At 47.4% G+C, this 15,671-nt stretch carries 22 protein-coding genes; 19 read left to right on the top strand and 3 right to left on the bottom strand.

Annotated features, from left to right (window positions below; genetic code table 11):
* Positions 1-23 precede the first annotated feature (23 nt).
* Complete coding sequence (locus ABI361_00425; GenBank protein ID MEO9319117.1) at positions 24-1,307, top strand: tyrosine-type recombinase/integrase; 1,284 nt, start codon at positions 24-26, stop codon at positions 1,305-1,307.
* On the opposite strand, the gene ABI361_00420 is transcribed toward ABI361_00425, so the two are convergent.
* On the bottom strand, positions 1,280-2,215 hold the full coding sequence (locus ABI361_00420) for a helix-turn-helix domain-containing protein (protein ID MEO9319116.1): 936 nt from the start codon (positions 2,213-2,215) through the stop codon (positions 1,280-1,282). The two genes, ABI361_00425 and ABI361_00420, sit on opposite strands and share 28 nt — an antisense overlap.
* A 338-nt stretch (positions 2,216-2,553) precedes the next feature.
* On the opposite strand from ABI361_00420, the gene ABI361_00415 reads away from it, so the two are divergent.
* The 12 genes from ABI361_00415 to ABI361_00360 all read left to right on the top strand — a co-directional run bounded on the left by ABI361_00415 (position 2,554) and on the right by ABI361_00360 (position 10,836).
* Positions 2,554-2,790: a hypothetical protein gene (locus tag ABI361_00415; GenBank protein MEO9319115.1), complete on the top strand. Its 237-nt coding sequence runs from the start codon at positions 2,554-2,556 to the stop codon at positions 2,788-2,790.
* Entirely contained in the window at positions 2,787-3,125 is a 339-nt protein-coding gene (locus tag ABI361_00410) for a hypothetical protein (GenBank protein MEO9319114.1), read from the top strand. The genes ABI361_00415 and ABI361_00410 overlap by 4 nt, the downstream gene beginning before the upstream one ends.
* Entirely contained in the window at positions 3,122-4,456 is a 1,335-nt protein-coding gene (locus ABI361_00405; GenBank protein ID MEO9319113.1) for a phage/plasmid primase, P4 family, read from the top strand. Before ABI361_00410 ends, ABI361_00405 begins: the two co-directional genes overlap by 4 nt.
* A gap of 407 nt (positions 4,457-4,863) precedes the next feature.
* The gene (locus ABI361_00400; protein ID MEO9319112.1) at positions 4,864-5,313 is read left to right on the top strand and encodes a hypothetical protein; all 450 of its coding nucleotides are present in this window, start codon (positions 4,864-4,866) and stop codon (positions 5,311-5,313) included.
* 76 nt (positions 5,314-5,389) lie between these two features.
* Positions 5,390-5,911: a hypothetical protein gene (locus ABI361_00395; protein ID MEO9319111.1), complete on the top strand. Its 522-nt coding sequence runs from the start codon at positions 5,390-5,392 to the stop codon at positions 5,909-5,911.
* A gap of 56 nt (positions 5,912-5,967) precedes the next feature.
* Entirely contained in the window at positions 5,968-6,885 is a 918-nt protein-coding gene (locus ABI361_00390) for a hypothetical protein (GenBank protein MEO9319110.1), read from the top strand.
* On the top strand, positions 6,885-7,571 hold the full coding sequence (locus ABI361_00385; protein MEO9319109.1) for a hypothetical protein: 687 nt from the start codon (positions 6,885-6,887) through the stop codon (positions 7,569-7,571). The genes ABI361_00390 and ABI361_00385 overlap by 1 nt, the downstream gene beginning before the upstream one ends.
* Before the next feature lie 59 nt (positions 7,572-7,630).
* Entirely contained in the window at positions 7,631-7,810 is a 180-nt protein-coding gene (locus ABI361_00380; protein MEO9319108.1) for a hypothetical protein, read from the top strand.
* Complete coding sequence (locus ABI361_00375; protein ID MEO9319107.1) at positions 7,810-8,196, top strand: hypothetical protein; 387 nt, start codon at positions 7,810-7,812, stop codon at positions 8,194-8,196. The genes ABI361_00380 and ABI361_00375 overlap by 1 nt, the downstream gene beginning before the upstream one ends.
* A gap of 6 nt (positions 8,197-8,202) precedes the next feature.
* On the top strand, positions 8,203-9,690 hold the full coding sequence (locus tag ABI361_00370; protein ID MEO9319106.1) for a hypothetical protein: 1,488 nt from the start codon (positions 8,203-8,205) through the stop codon (positions 9,688-9,690).
* Between the two features lie 34 nt (positions 9,691-9,724).
* Entirely contained in the window at positions 9,725-10,093 is a 369-nt protein-coding gene (locus ABI361_00365; GenBank protein MEO9319105.1) for a hypothetical protein, read from the top strand.
* 260 nt (positions 10,094-10,353) lie between these two features.
* Positions 10,354-10,836 (top strand): hypothetical protein, encoded by a 483-nt coding sequence (locus tag ABI361_00360; GenBank protein MEO9319104.1) that lies wholly within the window; start codon positions 10,354-10,356, stop codon positions 10,834-10,836.
* A 278-nt stretch (positions 10,837-11,114) separates the two neighbouring features.
* Here the strand turns inward: ABI361_00360 and ABI361_00355 are convergent, their stop codons facing one another.
* Positions 11,115-12,077, bottom strand: a complete 963-nt coding sequence (locus ABI361_00355) for a Shedu anti-phage system protein SduA domain-containing protein (GenBank protein MEO9319103.1) — start codon at positions 12,075-12,077, stop codon at positions 11,115-11,117.
* 491 nt (positions 12,078-12,568) lie between these two features.
* On the opposite strand from ABI361_00355, the gene ABI361_00350 reads away from it, so the two are divergent.
* The 6 genes from ABI361_00350 (at position 12,569) to ABI361_00325 (ending at position 15,292) form a co-directional block, all read left to right on the top strand.
* On the top strand, positions 12,569-12,778 hold the full coding sequence (locus tag ABI361_00350) for a hypothetical protein (GenBank protein MEO9319102.1): 210 nt from the start codon (positions 12,569-12,571) through the stop codon (positions 12,776-12,778).
* Positions 12,778-12,987 carry a hypothetical protein gene (locus ABI361_00345; GenBank protein MEO9319101.1) on the top strand — a complete coding sequence of 70 codons (210 nt, stop codon included), beginning with the start codon at positions 12,778-12,780 and terminating at the stop codon, positions 12,985-12,987. The genes ABI361_00350 and ABI361_00345 overlap by 1 nt, the downstream gene beginning before the upstream one ends.
* The gene (locus ABI361_00340) at positions 12,984-13,289 is read left to right on the top strand and encodes a hypothetical protein (GenBank protein ID MEO9319100.1); all 306 of its coding nucleotides are present in this window, start codon (positions 12,984-12,986) and stop codon (positions 13,287-13,289) included. Before ABI361_00345 ends, ABI361_00340 begins: the two co-directional genes overlap by 4 nt.
* A 2-nt stretch (positions 13,290-13,291) precedes the next feature.
* The gene (locus ABI361_00335) at positions 13,292-13,501 is read left to right on the top strand and encodes a hypothetical protein (GenBank protein ID MEO9319099.1); all 210 of its coding nucleotides are present in this window, start codon (positions 13,292-13,294) and stop codon (positions 13,499-13,501) included.
* Positions 13,498-13,860, top strand: a complete 363-nt coding sequence (locus ABI361_00330; GenBank protein MEO9319098.1) for a hypothetical protein — start codon at positions 13,498-13,500, stop codon at positions 13,858-13,860. Before ABI361_00335 ends, ABI361_00330 begins: the two co-directional genes overlap by 4 nt.
* 1,222 nt (positions 13,861-15,082) lie before the next feature.
* Positions 15,083-15,292, top strand: a complete 210-nt coding sequence (locus tag ABI361_00325; GenBank protein MEO9319097.1) for a hypothetical protein — start codon at positions 15,083-15,085, stop codon at positions 15,290-15,292.
* 18 nt (positions 15,293-15,310) lie between these two features.
* Here the strand turns inward: ABI361_00325 and ABI361_00320 are convergent, their stop codons facing one another.
* Positions 15,311-15,544 (bottom strand): hypothetical protein, encoded by a 234-nt coding sequence (locus ABI361_00320; protein ID MEO9319096.1) that lies wholly within the window; start codon positions 15,542-15,544, stop codon positions 15,311-15,313.
* Between the last annotated feature and the right edge of the window lie 127 nt (positions 15,545-15,671).

Raw genomic sequence — 15,671 nt, 5'->3', positions numbered from 1 at the left:
AGATAGCGCTTTGAATAATGGTTATGGTTGTTCGAGCGTTCGGCCAGCAGGTGCAAGTCAAAATCTACGGAAAAGACGCGGTCGAGCGGTTTAACCGGAGCAAGTATGTTCAAAAGTACGTAGCACGAAAAGCAGTCACTAACGAAAACAGCGCAACGACGTACAGGTCTTACCTCATGAACTTTGCAAGCTTTGCATTTACAAAATACAGCGTTTCAGACCTTGATGCGTTTATAGACGAAATCAAGCAGGCCAAGCATAACCCGTACGATGTTCTTGCAGACCTTGCTGCATATCTAAAGAACGAAAGGGGCGACCAGGTCTCAGGTAACACGATTAGGCTAATCACGGTAGTAACTAGGAAATTCATGCGCTTTTGCGGCATCGCCATTGACCTTGAGGACTTTAAGGAGTTTGTCGCCCTGCCGAGAAAGGAGATGCCAGACCTTGACGCCATAGACAAGCACGACGTTATCGAAATACTCAACTCCTGCAAGGACGCCAGGCTCAAGACTTTTTTGATGTTCCTTGCGGCCACCGGGGCGCGAGCCTATGAAGCTAGCAGCATAAGGATCCAAGACCTTAGACTCGACGAAAAAGACCCGGTAGTCATATTCCGCTCGGAATCAACCAAGACCAAGGTAAAGCGCACCTGCTATCTGACTTCTGAATTAGCAACTCAGTTAAGGCTCTGGCTCAAAATAAAATACAAGGCTCACAGGTCCACACTGACCGATTCTGACGGAAATGAAAGCCAGCACTTTGTAACGCCCAGGGCTAATCCGGAAGATGTCGTATTCGGAATGTGGCACGCGGACGGCACCAATCCTGAGCCTAAGCATATCTATGACAAGATGCGGGAAAACTTCGCATGGATGCTTGAGGACATCGGGAAGGTCAAGCAGCTTGGAGACAGCAAAAGGCGGGCAATAACCCTGCACTCATTTCGCAGGTTCGTAAAGACCACGATTTCAAACCTCGGATACCAAGATTTTGGTGAATATTTCATAGGCCACGCTTCTAGTACATACTGGAGAACGTCTGAAAAGGAAAAGCTTGTGATTTTTAGAAAGATAGAGCCTTTTTTGACTTACTTGGACGTTTCAAGCCTAGAGGCCAGAGGCGCGGACATACAGAGCCAAGTTGAGCAGGAAAGAGAACGCAATATCGAGTTGCAACATCAGCTCGGAACTTTGCTTGAAATTCTAGCAACTCCTAACGAGGTCGAACGACAGAGAAAATTGACGGAGGCCGCAAGAGATTGGATTCAAAAAGGAGTTTACAAGCCAAAGTCAGAGCGCATTTGAGCAGTACCTAACCTGCTTTTTCTCTTCTTTAGTAGTTTCGGCTGGCCGTTCTCAAATCTTCTCTCCAATATCACCTTTGGCTGTTCGGTACTTGGCCACTGGTGGTGACAGGTTTGACATTCCAACATATTATCTTCAAGACCTACGATATCCGTCAAAACAAGCAATATTTTTCGTCGGATTAGCCGCCTCTCATCGCTCGCTCTTTTTGCCACCTGTAATTCTATCTCTAATTTTGAAGTGATTCGCTCGGTGCATTCAGTACAAATCCACCGCTTATGCGCACGGTCAATTATTTCGTTCTCAATATTCTTAATTTGGGAGTTATTCAAAGTAGCCCGAATTTTCCTCATTGGGACACTAATGAAATCATCCTTCAGTATACTCCCTGAGCGTATCAGTCTAGGTTCGGCAAAACTTGGACCAAAATGCCGGATGCATTCTTCTCGACTGAAAAACAGTAGGCCATCGTCCTCAACACCTGAAAGGTTTGTTATTCTTAGCTTGGCCCAATAATGGTCATAACTATTTTTCTTCGCTTCATCGTTCATCCGCTTGTAATTATATAGATAGTAAACGTAGAATGTAGCGCGCTCCTTTTTGAGGCTATATATTTTCTCATTGTTCGCATTATAGGGTCTCCGCTGAATTTCTACAAGACCCATGTCTCGCATTTGCTTAAGCCCGCGGTTAATAGCATTCGAAGATAGGCCCGACTTTTCCTTCAATGCTTGTGTGTTGAGTTGACCATAGATGAGTAGAGTTTGACCTATTTTCCTTAACGTATGTTTCTTCCGACTTTCGGCCGCAGAAGGCACTAAGGCAAGACTTCCAAAGCTCCCGCCGCATTTTGACAGCTCCCGCTTGTCTTTTTCTGACGGCCAATCGTGCGGGTTTTCTCCAATCACTTTGGGGCTGTCGCTATGTTTGATATGCCAAATCTAAAAGGTTTTGGTGAGAGAACTACTATAGTTCTCAAGAGACAAACAAGAGACAATCTGGCAAAGCTGGGAAGCAAGGACCAGACTTTCGACCAGATTGTTCAAGAGCTTATCAGGAGAACCGCCGATTGTCGGTAAGCAGACCATCCGTAACGCTGCCAGAACTTGAAATCGCGGAGTGCCCACTTGGCTGCGATGCATGTTCACGGATCTATTACAATTCTACATTGAGACATACAATTCGCTGTGTCTGTCATTGTCACGCTGAGGAAGGCCGCTGACAGAAAAAAAAGAGAAAACGGATTATGACTAACAGAGAATATGCGGCATCATCTGATAAAGTTAACGATTTTGAGACGGTCCCCCTCATCGCGGAAATTGCCCGGTTGATAGCGGATGCAAATTCGAGGCTGGTGGTTCATGGCATCGGGTTGCGGCTTGGCGTTAAAGTCCTACCGCAGAAGCAAAAACGGCCGAAAATGTTTCCAGTCGTCCGGCGCGAGCTGGATGAACTCCCCGACCCGGAGGCGCTCTGTTTTTGACCGCCATCCTTCAAATCGAACGCTCGCCGTACACGATGGAATTTCTCATCGATGAGCTGTACCTCCGGCTGTCACTGTTGCCGCAATACCAGCAACAGGCCGCCAGGCTCTTGCGGCTGATACCTCTGTGTCTAGGCGAGCTTCCGAAATTTACCATAGCTGCCAAGGACCTGGGTGAATATCTTGAAGATAAATTATATCAGCAGAGCATCGCTGCCAGGAAATACGTCCTTTCTGAAGTTCTTACCAGGCTGCTAGAAGATTCAGACCTGTACTACTATGCGATGAGCGTCAAGCGGTACAGGAAGTATTTCAGGGTGGAGCTCACGGCATGACATCTAGCCTAGCAGGAACTTACGGTCCTGACTCAAAGGGGCCACCTGCGGAGATTGAGAGCAAAGACAGCCTGATTGCCACCATAGCCGAAGAGCTGATGCAAAAGTACAGTTTCGTAACAATCCGGGATAACCTAGAGCTCCGATATTACAAAAATGGCATTTACATGGAAGGTGCGGAATCAGAGATTCACGAGTATATTGTCAAAAGGCTAGGTTACCGCTTGAAGAACCGCGACAGGGTCGAGGTCATCGAACATATCCGATATCGAAATGTAGTCGACCGCTCGGAGTTTGACACAGAAATTGACCTTCTAAACGTCAAGAACGGCCTGCTTGACATCAATACCGGCAAGCTGCGGGAACACGATCCGGCCTACCTTTCAATGAGCCAAATTCCTGCGAGATTCAACCCAAAGGCCAGGTGTGTCCGAATCGGCAGGTTCCTGAATGACGTTCTAGAGCGCGAAAAGGTGCCGACAGCAGTAATGATGTTCGGCTACATGCTGCACCGAGGCGTAGAATATGAGAAGGCATTCTTGCTCATTGGCAGCGGTAGCAACGGCAAAACCACCCTGATCAATGTCATAAAGGCGTTCTTCGGCCTTGCTAACTGCAGCTCCGAAAGCCTTCACAGCCTGGTATCGGATAGGTTTGCAGCTGCTGAACTCCATAACAAATACGTCAATGTCTTTGCAGACCTGAAAAGCGACAGGCTGCCGGAAACGGGGCCGTTCAAGATGCTGACATCTGGCGATATAATGTCAGCGCAGAAGAAGTACGGCGAGCGTTTCCAGTTTAGCAACTTTGCAAAGATGGTCTTTGCTGCAAACAATCCACCCGATACTCAGGATGGTTATGCCTACTATCGAAGGCTGGTAGTACTACCATTTGACCGGACTTTCGATGTCAAAACAAACCTATTGGCAGAACTGACATCCGAGGAAGAGCTGTCAGGTCTTCTGAATTTGGCACTTGCAGGATGGAAACTACTCCGAAAGGTAGGCAAGTTTCCAGAAGAGTCGGTCGAGAAGATACGGCAGGAGTACCAATACAGGGCCAATCATGTCAAGCGGTTTGTCGATGATGAATGCATAATTGACCTAAACGACAGAGATTGCATTTCCACCACAGATAGAATCTACACGGCTTATGCGGAATATTGCGAGAAACACAGGTTAAGGAAGCTGCCATTAAACACGTTCGGAAGCAGCCTACATGAATTTGGAATAATCAACGAACGGCGGATGAAAAACAAGCAGCGGGACACATACTATGTCGGCATCAAGCTCAAGGCAGACGCTAGAGAATCCAATGGGGTGCTTTTGTAGAATGCAGTTTAGCATTTCAACCCTGGTAACCCCGGTAACGAGTGAAAGCACATCTTGGGATTACCATGGTTACCATAGCTGCCAGCAACATCTAGTTCAAACATTTACGGAATGCAGGTGCGCCGGCTGTCGATTCAAAAGGAGATTTCAGGATTGAGCGTATTACTTCCGATAGATCATGTCGATAGCCTCCCAGACGCAAAAACCCTGAAGCAGAGGCAATGGTCAATCAGACACTATTACAAGAACCGAGAGCAAATAAACGCCAAGCGCAACACCAAGCGGGCACTAGCTGCATTGTATTATTGTTCATGCGGCGCTGTCTTTCAGGGCAAAGGCTCTTGGCAAGTTGCTCGCACTCACTACCATCAAGGACATGCTGTTTATCAGTACGGGAGGCAAAAGACTTGGTAAGAAAGAAGGCGGGAAAGCGTTTCACAGCTAGCACAGAAGAGCCCAAGGCACAAGAAACCGAGACTCAGATTTCAGACCTGGACGCGAAACTAAAGCAGCTGCAAGAGCTTACGGCAAAGTATGACAGACTGTTGAAAGAAAAAGACGTCCAGATTGAGCAGCTGCAGGCCGCAATATCGGATCTCGAGGCGACAAACCTGATATCCGACATTCTAAAGATGGTTTCCAAGCTCAAGACACCTTCAAAGTCTAGCCTTCTGCAACTTGGCAGGCCCGAGCTGGAGCAGATTGCAGCGTCCTTGAAACTGCTGGCTAGCATAGCAGCTGAAAAAATAGAAACTCAGGCATCAGCCAGCCCAAAGCCTTCAGATATTCATGAAGAGGCAGGTACACAGGACGCTAACCCGAAGCTGCAGCCAAGCAGAAAGGCGATGTACATTTGAAAGCAGCCTTTCAAGGCAGAGGACTAGGTAGTAAAAATCAACTGTCTCAATGCCTGAACTCGGAGATTGTCAACATTTGAGCGAATCAGGGAAACAGACCAGACGCGAGCTGATAGAATGGCGGTATAACAAGGAAATCGAGCTATCATCCAAAGGTCTTAACCAAAACGAGATAGCACAGTTCCTAAAGCTGGACAAGTCGACAATCAGCAAAGATTTCAAGCATCTGAGGCGACGTGCCAAGGAGGGAATAGCCGGTTATATTGAAAACGTCCTTCCGCTGGAGCATGAAAAGTCAATCGTCGGACTTGATGCTGTTATCCGAGAAGCATGGTCCTTTGCCCTGAGCGATAAGCATGATCCAAGAATCCGCATCCAGGCGCTTGGCGTTGTTTCAGACGCTATTATGAAGAAGCAGGCAGTATTGGGCGACCCGTCGTTGATATCAAAGGTGCTTAAAACAGTAGGCAGATTAAAGGAGCAACTTCTACATCAAACAACTGAATCGCCGTCGGAAAAGAGCGGAGAGACGTCCTCTCCAGGCTCTGATGAACAAGGCAATCCTGCAGTTGCCGACGCTTCAGGAGTCGGTCACTGATGCCTTCGGCTTTAGGACGCGGCATTTCACAGGCATTATCGGATTTAGACGCTAGTATGTCCATACAGCTAAACGACAATATCCCGCTAGAGCCTGAAGCATTCTATCGAGACTTTGGCTATCTCAGGCATCCCGAAACAAGAAAGCCAGTCCTCAGCCTGGCTCCATTCCAGTATGAGACATGGCACGCTCTATTCAAGTACAAGAGAATCCTTGTAATCAAGTCTCATAAGATAGGGCTAACAACGTCAACCTTGCTAATGGATTTCCAGCTCGCAGTACTGCCTTCGAGCCATCCAATGAGTACGCGAGGCTTTGACACTTTGGTCATATCACAGACTAAAGACCTTGCAAAAGAGCACCTTCGCAATCTTAGAAGGATGATTCTCCGGTCAAAGAAATATGCAAAATGGCTAATAGACAAGCCTGCTGAACTTGACGATTCCGACTCTATACGGTCGATAATGCGCGATGAAAAGACCAAGACAGCAGTTATCTACATTAGAAATCCGGAAGACGAGAGCTCTCCCAGTCGAATAATTGCGTTAGGTGCTGACAATTCAGGCTCGCTCGAGTCGTGGCCGAACATCAAGCACATACACGTTTCAGACATTACAGCCACAATCGGCGATTATTCAGAATCCTTGAATGTAGCCATAACAAGGCTTGCAAACACTAACGGAACGATGATTATCGAGACAATTCCGGGCCCTGCCTTCGGACCTATTTACGAGATGGCTCAATCCTACTCCGGAGAGCCAAAGACAGGCCAGTTCAAACTGTTCATGATTCCCGCGTCTGAAGGCGTCAAGCATGGCATAATCAGCAGGGAATTTCTTGCTAATGAAAAGGCCAGGCTAGGCCCGCTGTACGCGCATTACTATGAATGCGACTTTACAAGTTCAGGCAATGCCTGGTATGACAGTGATCTCTTTGAATACGATACAGAAGACACAACCGAGGTTACCCTCTAATGGCTAGGTATGTCTACGGCCTCGACCCTGCAAGCAAATCAGACTATTTTGGCATTGTGGTGCACCAGCTGCCAGAGGGAGAATCCAAGGTACCAAAGCTCAAGGCACTAAACCAGCTGAACCATACGTCATTTGACCGGCTCTATGACTATATCGTCAATGACATGTTTCGACGCTATCCGCCTTACTACATCGTCATTGACTATTCGAATGAAAGGACGTTCTCGGACCTGCTGCTAAAGGTATACGGCAAGTCCAAGGTTGAGCTCGTACAATTCACTACGGCCAGCAAGACGATGTTAAAGGAAGATGGCTTATCTGTCATAAAGCAGGGCTACAAGTTCCCCAATCCGTCCAAGATATCAGACCCGACCGCGGGCCGCTATGTCATGGAGCTTGTACAGCAGCTAAAGCAGGAGCAGATTGTCGTAACAAAAACAGGCAAGACGTCCTTTGACCATCCTGCAGGCAAGCATAACGACCTTGCCATAGCCTGGGAATTGTCGGTACATGGATGCCTAAAGTTCACAATGCGCGGCAACCGAAACGTTGGCATGGTCTATTCGAGAAAGTACGACGCATACGACGAGGGCAATTATCGCTTTGGCATTCCCGCAAGCGACATTCCAAACCGCACCATAACGCTAGGCTCAGCTGTGTACTATCCCGGCCAAAAGAGCGACTAGAAAACCTAAAACCGGTTTTAGGTCTATCTTAACTATCTGCCGCGTGCAGTAGCGCTAGAATGTCTAGCCAGGACAAAAAGAACGTCGCAATCAGTAACAACACGTACAACCTGTTCCAGAATGACACCAAGAATCAGGCCAAAAACGCGCAGGATTCTATCATGCGGGCAACATCGAAAATGTCTGTAAGATGGCCTAGCGGCAAGGTCGAGAACATAGAAGGAGCGTTCCATCAGTAATGGTCCAGTTCGCAGACCCTGACGAAGAAGCTCCGCTGCACATGCCTTTGGAAGAGTTTGAAGACAGGCGCGTAAAGAGAGCGCCTGTAACAAGGCAGATTGAGGCCATCTACCGGTATGAAGAAAACAACAAGCAGTACATACAGTGGAACGAGATGCGCCACAGCAGCCTCAGCTCAGGCAGGGCTATCAGCACCTATCTAAGCGAAGTAGGAAACTCTAGAAAGTGGCCCACAACCGCAGAGCACGAGTTTACCAAGGCCAACCTTGACAAGTTAAGAAAGCATTTCACCAAGGCAACGCAGTTTTACATCTTTCGCGGGCCTGGAGCTCAGGGAATAACAAACCAGATAACGCAAGAGCAGTTTGAGCAAGGCGCTCAATAGCCGGAAATGTCAACTACTGCCAACGTTGGAATACGCATCCGAGAGGAAGGCGCAGACGAGACAAAGCAGTCGCTCTTAGACGTACGTGCGGCAATGCTCGGAGTTTCCACAGCTCAACTTCAAAACGCGGAGACTACTCGCTCGACTGCCCGCGATGCCCGGCTTTTAGTCAATGAACATCGAGCCAATACTCAGATAATGCTTGCTCAGCATCCAGCGCTCTTGAACCTTACAAATGCGATGCAGACGTTTGGCAGTGCAGCTAGGGCAACTCTGGCAGTCGTAAATGCCATCAACCTAGCCAACCTGGTCATGATGGGCCAGTCTGACAAAGTCGCTCAATTGCGGGAAAAGCTTGTCGAAGCCAAAAAGCAGGAACTGCTAGACGCCAAGAACAATCCCGAAGCAGTACCACTTGATAAAACAAAAGAGCGTGATATCGAGAATCAGATAACTCAGGCAATCAAAGACCAACAGACTCAGATAATCTCAACAGCTGCAACTGCAGCCGCGAGTAGCGTGATAGTGATTGGTGAAGCAGTCAAGATTTACACCGCTTATGCCACATGGAAAAAGAACGGAGGCGACGTCCTAACAACTCTGTCAAACCTTGGAACCGATGCTTCAACTTTAGGCGGCAAACTAAAAACGGCATTCTCCATTTTCACCGATGGTACTGCTGTTGCAAAGATCGGCGGCTTCTTTGGTACAATAGTCAAGGGCTTTGAAAGCCTTGGCGGAGGATCTACGGCTAAAGCACTCGGCGGAATGGCTGCCATTGCCGGAGGTGCGGCATTGCTTGGAACGGGCGGCATTGATGCAATGATTGGCAAGTCTGACGACTTGACCGACAAGCTGAAAGCGATTGGTGGAGTTGCATTAATCGGTACAGGCATTGCATTAGAGTTTCCCGAGATTGCAAAAATTGCATTGATTGGTACAGCGATAGCAGTCGCCACAGTTGCAATTCTGGTATTTCGCAAGCAAATCTACGATGCATTTGTCTGGATCAAACAGGCGATAGCGCCAATCTGGGATGACATACACAAAGGATTTACGGACTTTTGGAATAACATGGCAAAGGTTGCCAATACTGCTATTCAGGCCATTGTGAAAGGCATGGAGGACTTTATCAATCGCATGATTGATGGTGTAAATGGCATTATTGATTCCATTAATGCCGGTCCGGGCGCGGTACTTGGCCTGAAGGACTTTGCCCATGTGACAATTCCGATCCCGTCTATACCGCTTATCTCGGCAGCAACGGGTTTTTCAGGCGTTCTCGGGCGAGATACGATATTCCAGGCTCATGCGGGCGAGGCTGTTGATATTTCCACAGTGGCACAAACACGGCGTGGAGGAGGGGGAGCAGTTCATAACTACTACTTCCAGGTATCAGGTAGCATCTGGACTACACAGGCACTAATGAACGCGGTTGATGCGCACATGAAGAACGAGGCACGCAAACGGGGCTTTACTGGACTGTTGGGATAAATAGGACGGTCTGATTTATTTTTCTCGACGAGGTTTGAACGGGCCTTGGTTCATCAATAATGAACACCGCAACAAGTCGTTGCCACTCTACGAGAAATTGGATAAGGAAGAGGCCCTGAACATGAAGTCAAAGATAGCCGAGTGGTCAAATCTCAAGCATACGCATGCCAAGCTAGCGCAAGAAGACCCCCTTTTAAACAAAACACAAATGGATGAAATCCTAGAGAGAATGAACAAAATCAACAATGAGACGGATGCTCTCGGGACCCTCATACTTAGGAGGTGTATGAGATTGACACAGGAAGAAATCGATGATATGAAGTTAACAGAGTATCACTCGTTGGTGCATGCTATCATTAATTTTTCACTGACTGACGACGACACATATGTTTCACCGAGATAGCACGCACGCTGTACAGCACGCAGTCAAGCGCGCAGACTACGGGCGCGAGCTAGCAACAAAAACCGGGAAAAACTGCGCTGCAGGATGGCACAGAACGCGATAGGGAGCCTGCTATCTGAAGACCACGTCTAGGTATCGTTGAAAAAAGAGAGCACCATCTGAACGAGAAGTTATTCGATTTAGCGGACAGACAAACTGACATCACTATTATATCAAGAATTTGGAGATTTCTTAATTATTTCTCAAAGCAACAGTATTTGATGGAAACATCACTTGTAGAAAAAACCGTAAACAGAATCCAGTTCGAATCGGCGGAAATAGGCTCGGTTATCTCAATCTCAAAACCATTCGTGACTACGTCGGGCGAAGTTCTTGCAGTCATTAGAACCGATCGTGAAAATGCCGTCATTAAGAGAATAGTAGGGCCACGCGGCGGACTGACCACTATCACTGTGAGTGGTATCGCCGAATCTATTTTCGACGGCTTTGATTTCGCAAAATTGTGGGCGTTAGCTAAGAAAGTTGTTGATGGCATAATTGAAGGAGGAGATGGTGGAAAGGGCGGCGGAAAGGGGGGTGGAAATGGAGGAGGGCCTGGCGGAGGTACCTGCCCGACCACTGTTAACGTAGTTATCGCTCCAAATTCAACGACAGCACCACAAATCGGAAATCTCAGCGTAAATTTGAATTGTGGATCACAAGGTGGAGGACAGACTGGCGGTTCGGGCGGGGAAATTCTGTAGGCACTCATCGGCCGGAATGAAGGGTGAGAATTTCTCCCATTTTTTTTCTCCCTTCTCGAAATGTGGGAAAGCCTGGGCTCAAAGAATAGGTCACCTTGCTTGAAATTTATCAGTTCTGGCACATTAAAAGGCGTAAAGCTCGAGATTCTAATGCTTTTTCTTGGTGTCTAAAGCCTGTCAAACGAGCCGCAGGCATTGCAGAACCTCACACGTATTTCCTTGCCCTGAACGACTCGAATGTTAAAGACTATCTCGTCAGAGCCAACGACTAGAGCTAATTAGAATAGCTGGTTGAGTTTCAACTGCATTTTGCCAATGTTGTCGAGTAACATATCGTATGTCACAATTTTAGTATCAGAGCTCAGTCTGTTTGCCTCTTCCAGCAGTCTTTTTTCCTCAGCGCTGAGTCTAGATGCCAGCCCTATTACAATTAAGAACCGAACTTGTTTGCCCTTAAATCTCTCCATTTTTGGAATAAGTCGTTTCCATTGTGCGACTTGACTGTCTCGCGCATGCTTCAACCGTGCGGATGGTTGACCATCTACGAAAAGCTTATCATGCGGTCGTTCAAGTTCCACGAATACTATGCTTTCATCCTGCATGGTTATGACATAATCAGTTTTTTGAGTGCCACCGGTTAATCCTAGTTTGATTTCTATTGACCGGGCTGATGGTTCCAAGATAAACGAGTATTTGTTTAGCATAGTTTGGAAGACCTCTTCGTCGGTTGTTGTGAGTTGAATTTTCTGTGAATATTCTGATTCTATCTGTTTAAGCAGTTTTTGATAGAACTTTGCCAAGGAATCCTTGGTGACGCCTGATAGTATATCTCGTCCTTCATCTCGCATGACCTGTTTTCCGAATGCACGCAAAAGCGCATAGTAAAAGTCATTTTCCGCATGCAGAATTGGATTGGCAAAGCGAATGATTGAATAATGAATGACCCAAGCAAACGGGATTTCTTTGAAGAACGGATTTGAAGATGAGGCGTTCCAGCGGACCTTACAATCTGTAAATCGTGCACTGCTAAATTGGATTTGCACCGGTCCAGAAGGCGGCGGTCCTACGAAGGTAACATTCGTGAAAGTCGCATCTAGAATGGCCTCCAAAATAACCCAGTGATTTTGAAGATTGTCGATATCATAGAATCCAAAGATCTTTTGCTCGACCTTCCATAACATCGGCTCTATTTTTATCTCGGATTTGTACGTCAGAGGTCGGATAATTTCAAATCCTAACATGTCAAACCTGTCAGGATAAATGAAGCTCTTGTATTTTCGCCCCATGACAATCCGCATGTACTCGGGCAATACCTGTTCCCTGATATCACTCGGCACTTGTGTACATAGATTCGCAATCTTCTCGAGATAAGTTTCAAGGAACAGCTTGAATTTTGGTGCAAATTCTGCCGAATGACTAGATGTGACCAAAATCTCCTTTCAAGCCCCGAAAACAGTGGTTCTAAATCTTCTATTTAGACTTCTTTTTCACAAAGTCAGAAAGACACTCGACTATAAGGTCTTGGAGGGACTTATCACTATCGAGAGCAATCCGCTTCAAGTCTTTCAAGAGCTCCTTAGGCATCCTCAAAGAAGTTTGAACAAGATCGTCTGGCATGGCATCGAGCTCTGACATAGCGACGATTTATAAAATCTTGTCTTTATAGCTTGTTGTATTGACAACACTACAACAAGACTTATAACCTACAACATTACAACAATACACCATGCAAATGTCATCCTTTGCAAAAAGCAACATCAACATACGAGAATTTCGGACAGCCGCCGAGATGGAGACCTTCCTTTCAGGACAGTACTATCAGAAAAGATGCGAGCAGGTATGGGTCGACTGGACAGCACTGGCAGTCTGCTTTCGAACGTACAAGTTCGAAGACGCCGGCGCCGACCCTGAGCTGTGGGCCAAGTATGGAGTTGAGCTATAGTGTCCGACGAGCAGGCTCCGCTATTCCAGTATTCGGTGAAGATAGAGAGGTCCGCCAAAGGCGCGAGGCATACGGTCCATGTCTATTCTAACGACAAAGAGACAGCCCTGAAAGAATCAGTCGAGCTCTACGACAGGATAGCAAAGGAGCTGGAAAGTCAAGGTCTGACTGTAGCACCGATTGAAAGCAAGGGAGGCGCTGCAGCTTGACTGAAAAAGAGGTCCTCGGCAAACCTGGCTTTGAGTTCGAATTAGGCAAGCCGGATTATATCCCAATGGTCGTACGGGCACACCTGAAAAACGGCCTTGTACTGCCTTCAAGACTTCACGCGTTCCATGAGCAGATGGCAAGGGAGCTTGACTTTGAGGACTTCTCTCAGTACGTCACGTTTTGCATGAAGGAAGTAGCAAGGTACTGGCTCAAGGTCGACAACAAGAGGCTTGGCGAGCTGCTGGCAAAATCAATGATTGAGGGCCACAACATCCACGCCTGCGAGCTGGGAGAGGATTGACCTTGAAGCGCATAATCGCCATGATAGAGCTGACAGATGCACAGTTTGAAGTCATGAATCGCATCTGCCAGGTGGAATGCATGGACCATTCCGAGTATGTGCAGGGCGATGTCATTTCATGCCTGGAGTCAAACATTGACCTTACCTTCAAGTACGGACACACCGAGCGCAAAGAATTGCTGGCCAAGCTCGAAGAGGGCAAGAAGGAATGAAGCGCATTGTTGCATTTATCGAGCTGACAAGCGGCCAGTACGAAGTCCTAAAGCACCTGGCACAGCACAACAAGCAGGACGTTGGCACGTATGCTACGGAATCGCTTCTGTCAATGCTAAGATGCGACCTTGAAACCATCTTTTCGCCCAGAGACGAGCCGTTTGCTGAAGCGATGGCAAAGCTCAACTGGCCGCCAAAGGGCACGAAGGGTTCGAAAATGTGCATGGTGTGCCTTGGCAAGGAAGGTACGCTTGTACCGTTCAGCAACGGTTCCATAACAGGATCATGGCATGTACATCCTGCATGCAGGCATACACAGCGCGGCTTTGGCGAGGCTAACTTTGATTTCAGAGTCTAGGAGAAATGACCTGCTGCAATCTATGCTCTAGAGAAGGCATCCGCGGCGGCACTTACAGCCGCGGCTTTGCCTACTGCTCAAGGTGCGAGTGTTTCTGGCTGCCTAAATCTAACAGGTGCCCTTGCTGCAATCAGATGCTCCGGCGTGGCTCGATTGCAAATTATTCAGTCATGATAAAGCGCCAACAGAGTACTATACGATAGCTCAGAAATACCAAGAAGGCGGTAGTGTTGCTGCTCTTCATAGCCGCATTCTCGCTGTTAGTGGAGAGTTTCGACACGACAAAAGGCGGGTAACGGTCCAATGGCATGGTAACTTGCCATAAGGGGTCCGACTCCTGTAATTCAGGACCACGTGCCCGCCTTTTCGATTAAAAGAAGCAGGGGCACAGTCCAAAGGTTTGAGCTCAATTGAACCAATACCCCTGCTTGCGCGAATTGACGCGCGAGTTAGTTATCTGCGAATTAGCCAAATATTTCTAAAGGCGAACAAAAGGATACACCGTTGCAAAATGTGGCAATCAGCGAACAGCGGGTCAATGATTGAACAATCAGTTAAATCTCTCCCGGAGAAATGCATTAGCTGGGAGAGGGGCTTGTCATGTTATGCCAAACTTGGTCACACAAACTGGTCTAGCATGGTTGCCTTCTCATCAAAGGTCCCCTCTCCCACTTTAACAAATCAAAGGTTATCTGATGCAGTTATGCAATTAACATTCCAGAATCATTTTTTCGATCTATAACAACCAGCTATTCTGCTTATTTTCTCGATTGGCATTATAGAGTACGCCGATTTCGGGGCTAGGCTGCGACTGGCATCCGGTCTTGTCCAGGTCTGTCTTATTCACAAGCCGGTTCCCCTAGCCCTTTTCACCGTTGGTCATGCATGAATAGCAAATGCCTGCTTTGAGCTTCCTGCCGCATTTTTCACAGCGCGGATAACTGGCATCTCTTAGCGTCCGTCCACAGCAAGGACATCTAACTCCTTTCTGCTTGAAGTAGGTGCAGCATAGAGCGCAGTATTTCCAGTCTGGACCAAAATTCGCAGCTTTGCGTCCGACCCAGTTGCAGTAAAGGATGCAATGCAATGCGGCTAGCTGTAAGGCTGACCTTATATCAGAGCTGGTACTTGAGGGGGAGGGAGTCCGTCACAAAGCCGGAGAGAATGGAACGGAAGGCTACTTCAAGAAGCAATAAATCCAATAATTACTGCCAGATTTTGAATGTGGCGCACTTCTCTACGCAACGCGCTAATCATCAGGCTTTCTACCATCACGGCAGTTTACTCGGTCGTTTCTTACATCCTGCTTCGGAAGGAAATATCATCGCAGATTAGTTCGATAGAGATCACAATTCCTCTTCTCTTTGTGATGTTTGGCGTTGTGGTGATGATAAACGTAATGTTTGCTTTGAGAAGACATCGCGTTCAATAGATGTGTACGGTCGCAAGGTCAAAGGTCTGACGTCTTTATCTTGAAAAACTCCTTACCGGCCAGAATCACATCTGCGCACTTGTCACAGTACCTCTCGATGATAATACCATCCTTTTCTTTGAATAACAGCTCCTTGGTCGCTGGACTGCCGCAGTGAGTGCAACTGCCCGTTTGGAAGTTTGACTTGTGGATGAGCTTTCTTGCCCTATCGGCAATAACGGATGCGGGCCGCACTTGGTAGGGAATGCGCACTAGCAGCTAAATTCTGACGGTCGGATAAAAGGCTTAAAACTCTCCTTCGGCTAGTGCAGCCAACGCTAGAAAAAACATCTTGAATCTTAAATTTTAAGCTGTTACGGTGCGCACCCAATACTAAAAT

The organism is Nitrososphaera sp. (assembly GCA_039938515.1).
Classification (GTDB): Archaea; Thermoproteota; Nitrososphaeria; order Nitrososphaerales; family Nitrososphaeraceae; genus Nitrososphaera.
The sequence above is the reverse complement of the archived record's forward strand: the minus strand, read 5'-3'. Positions and strand labels throughout refer to the sequence as shown.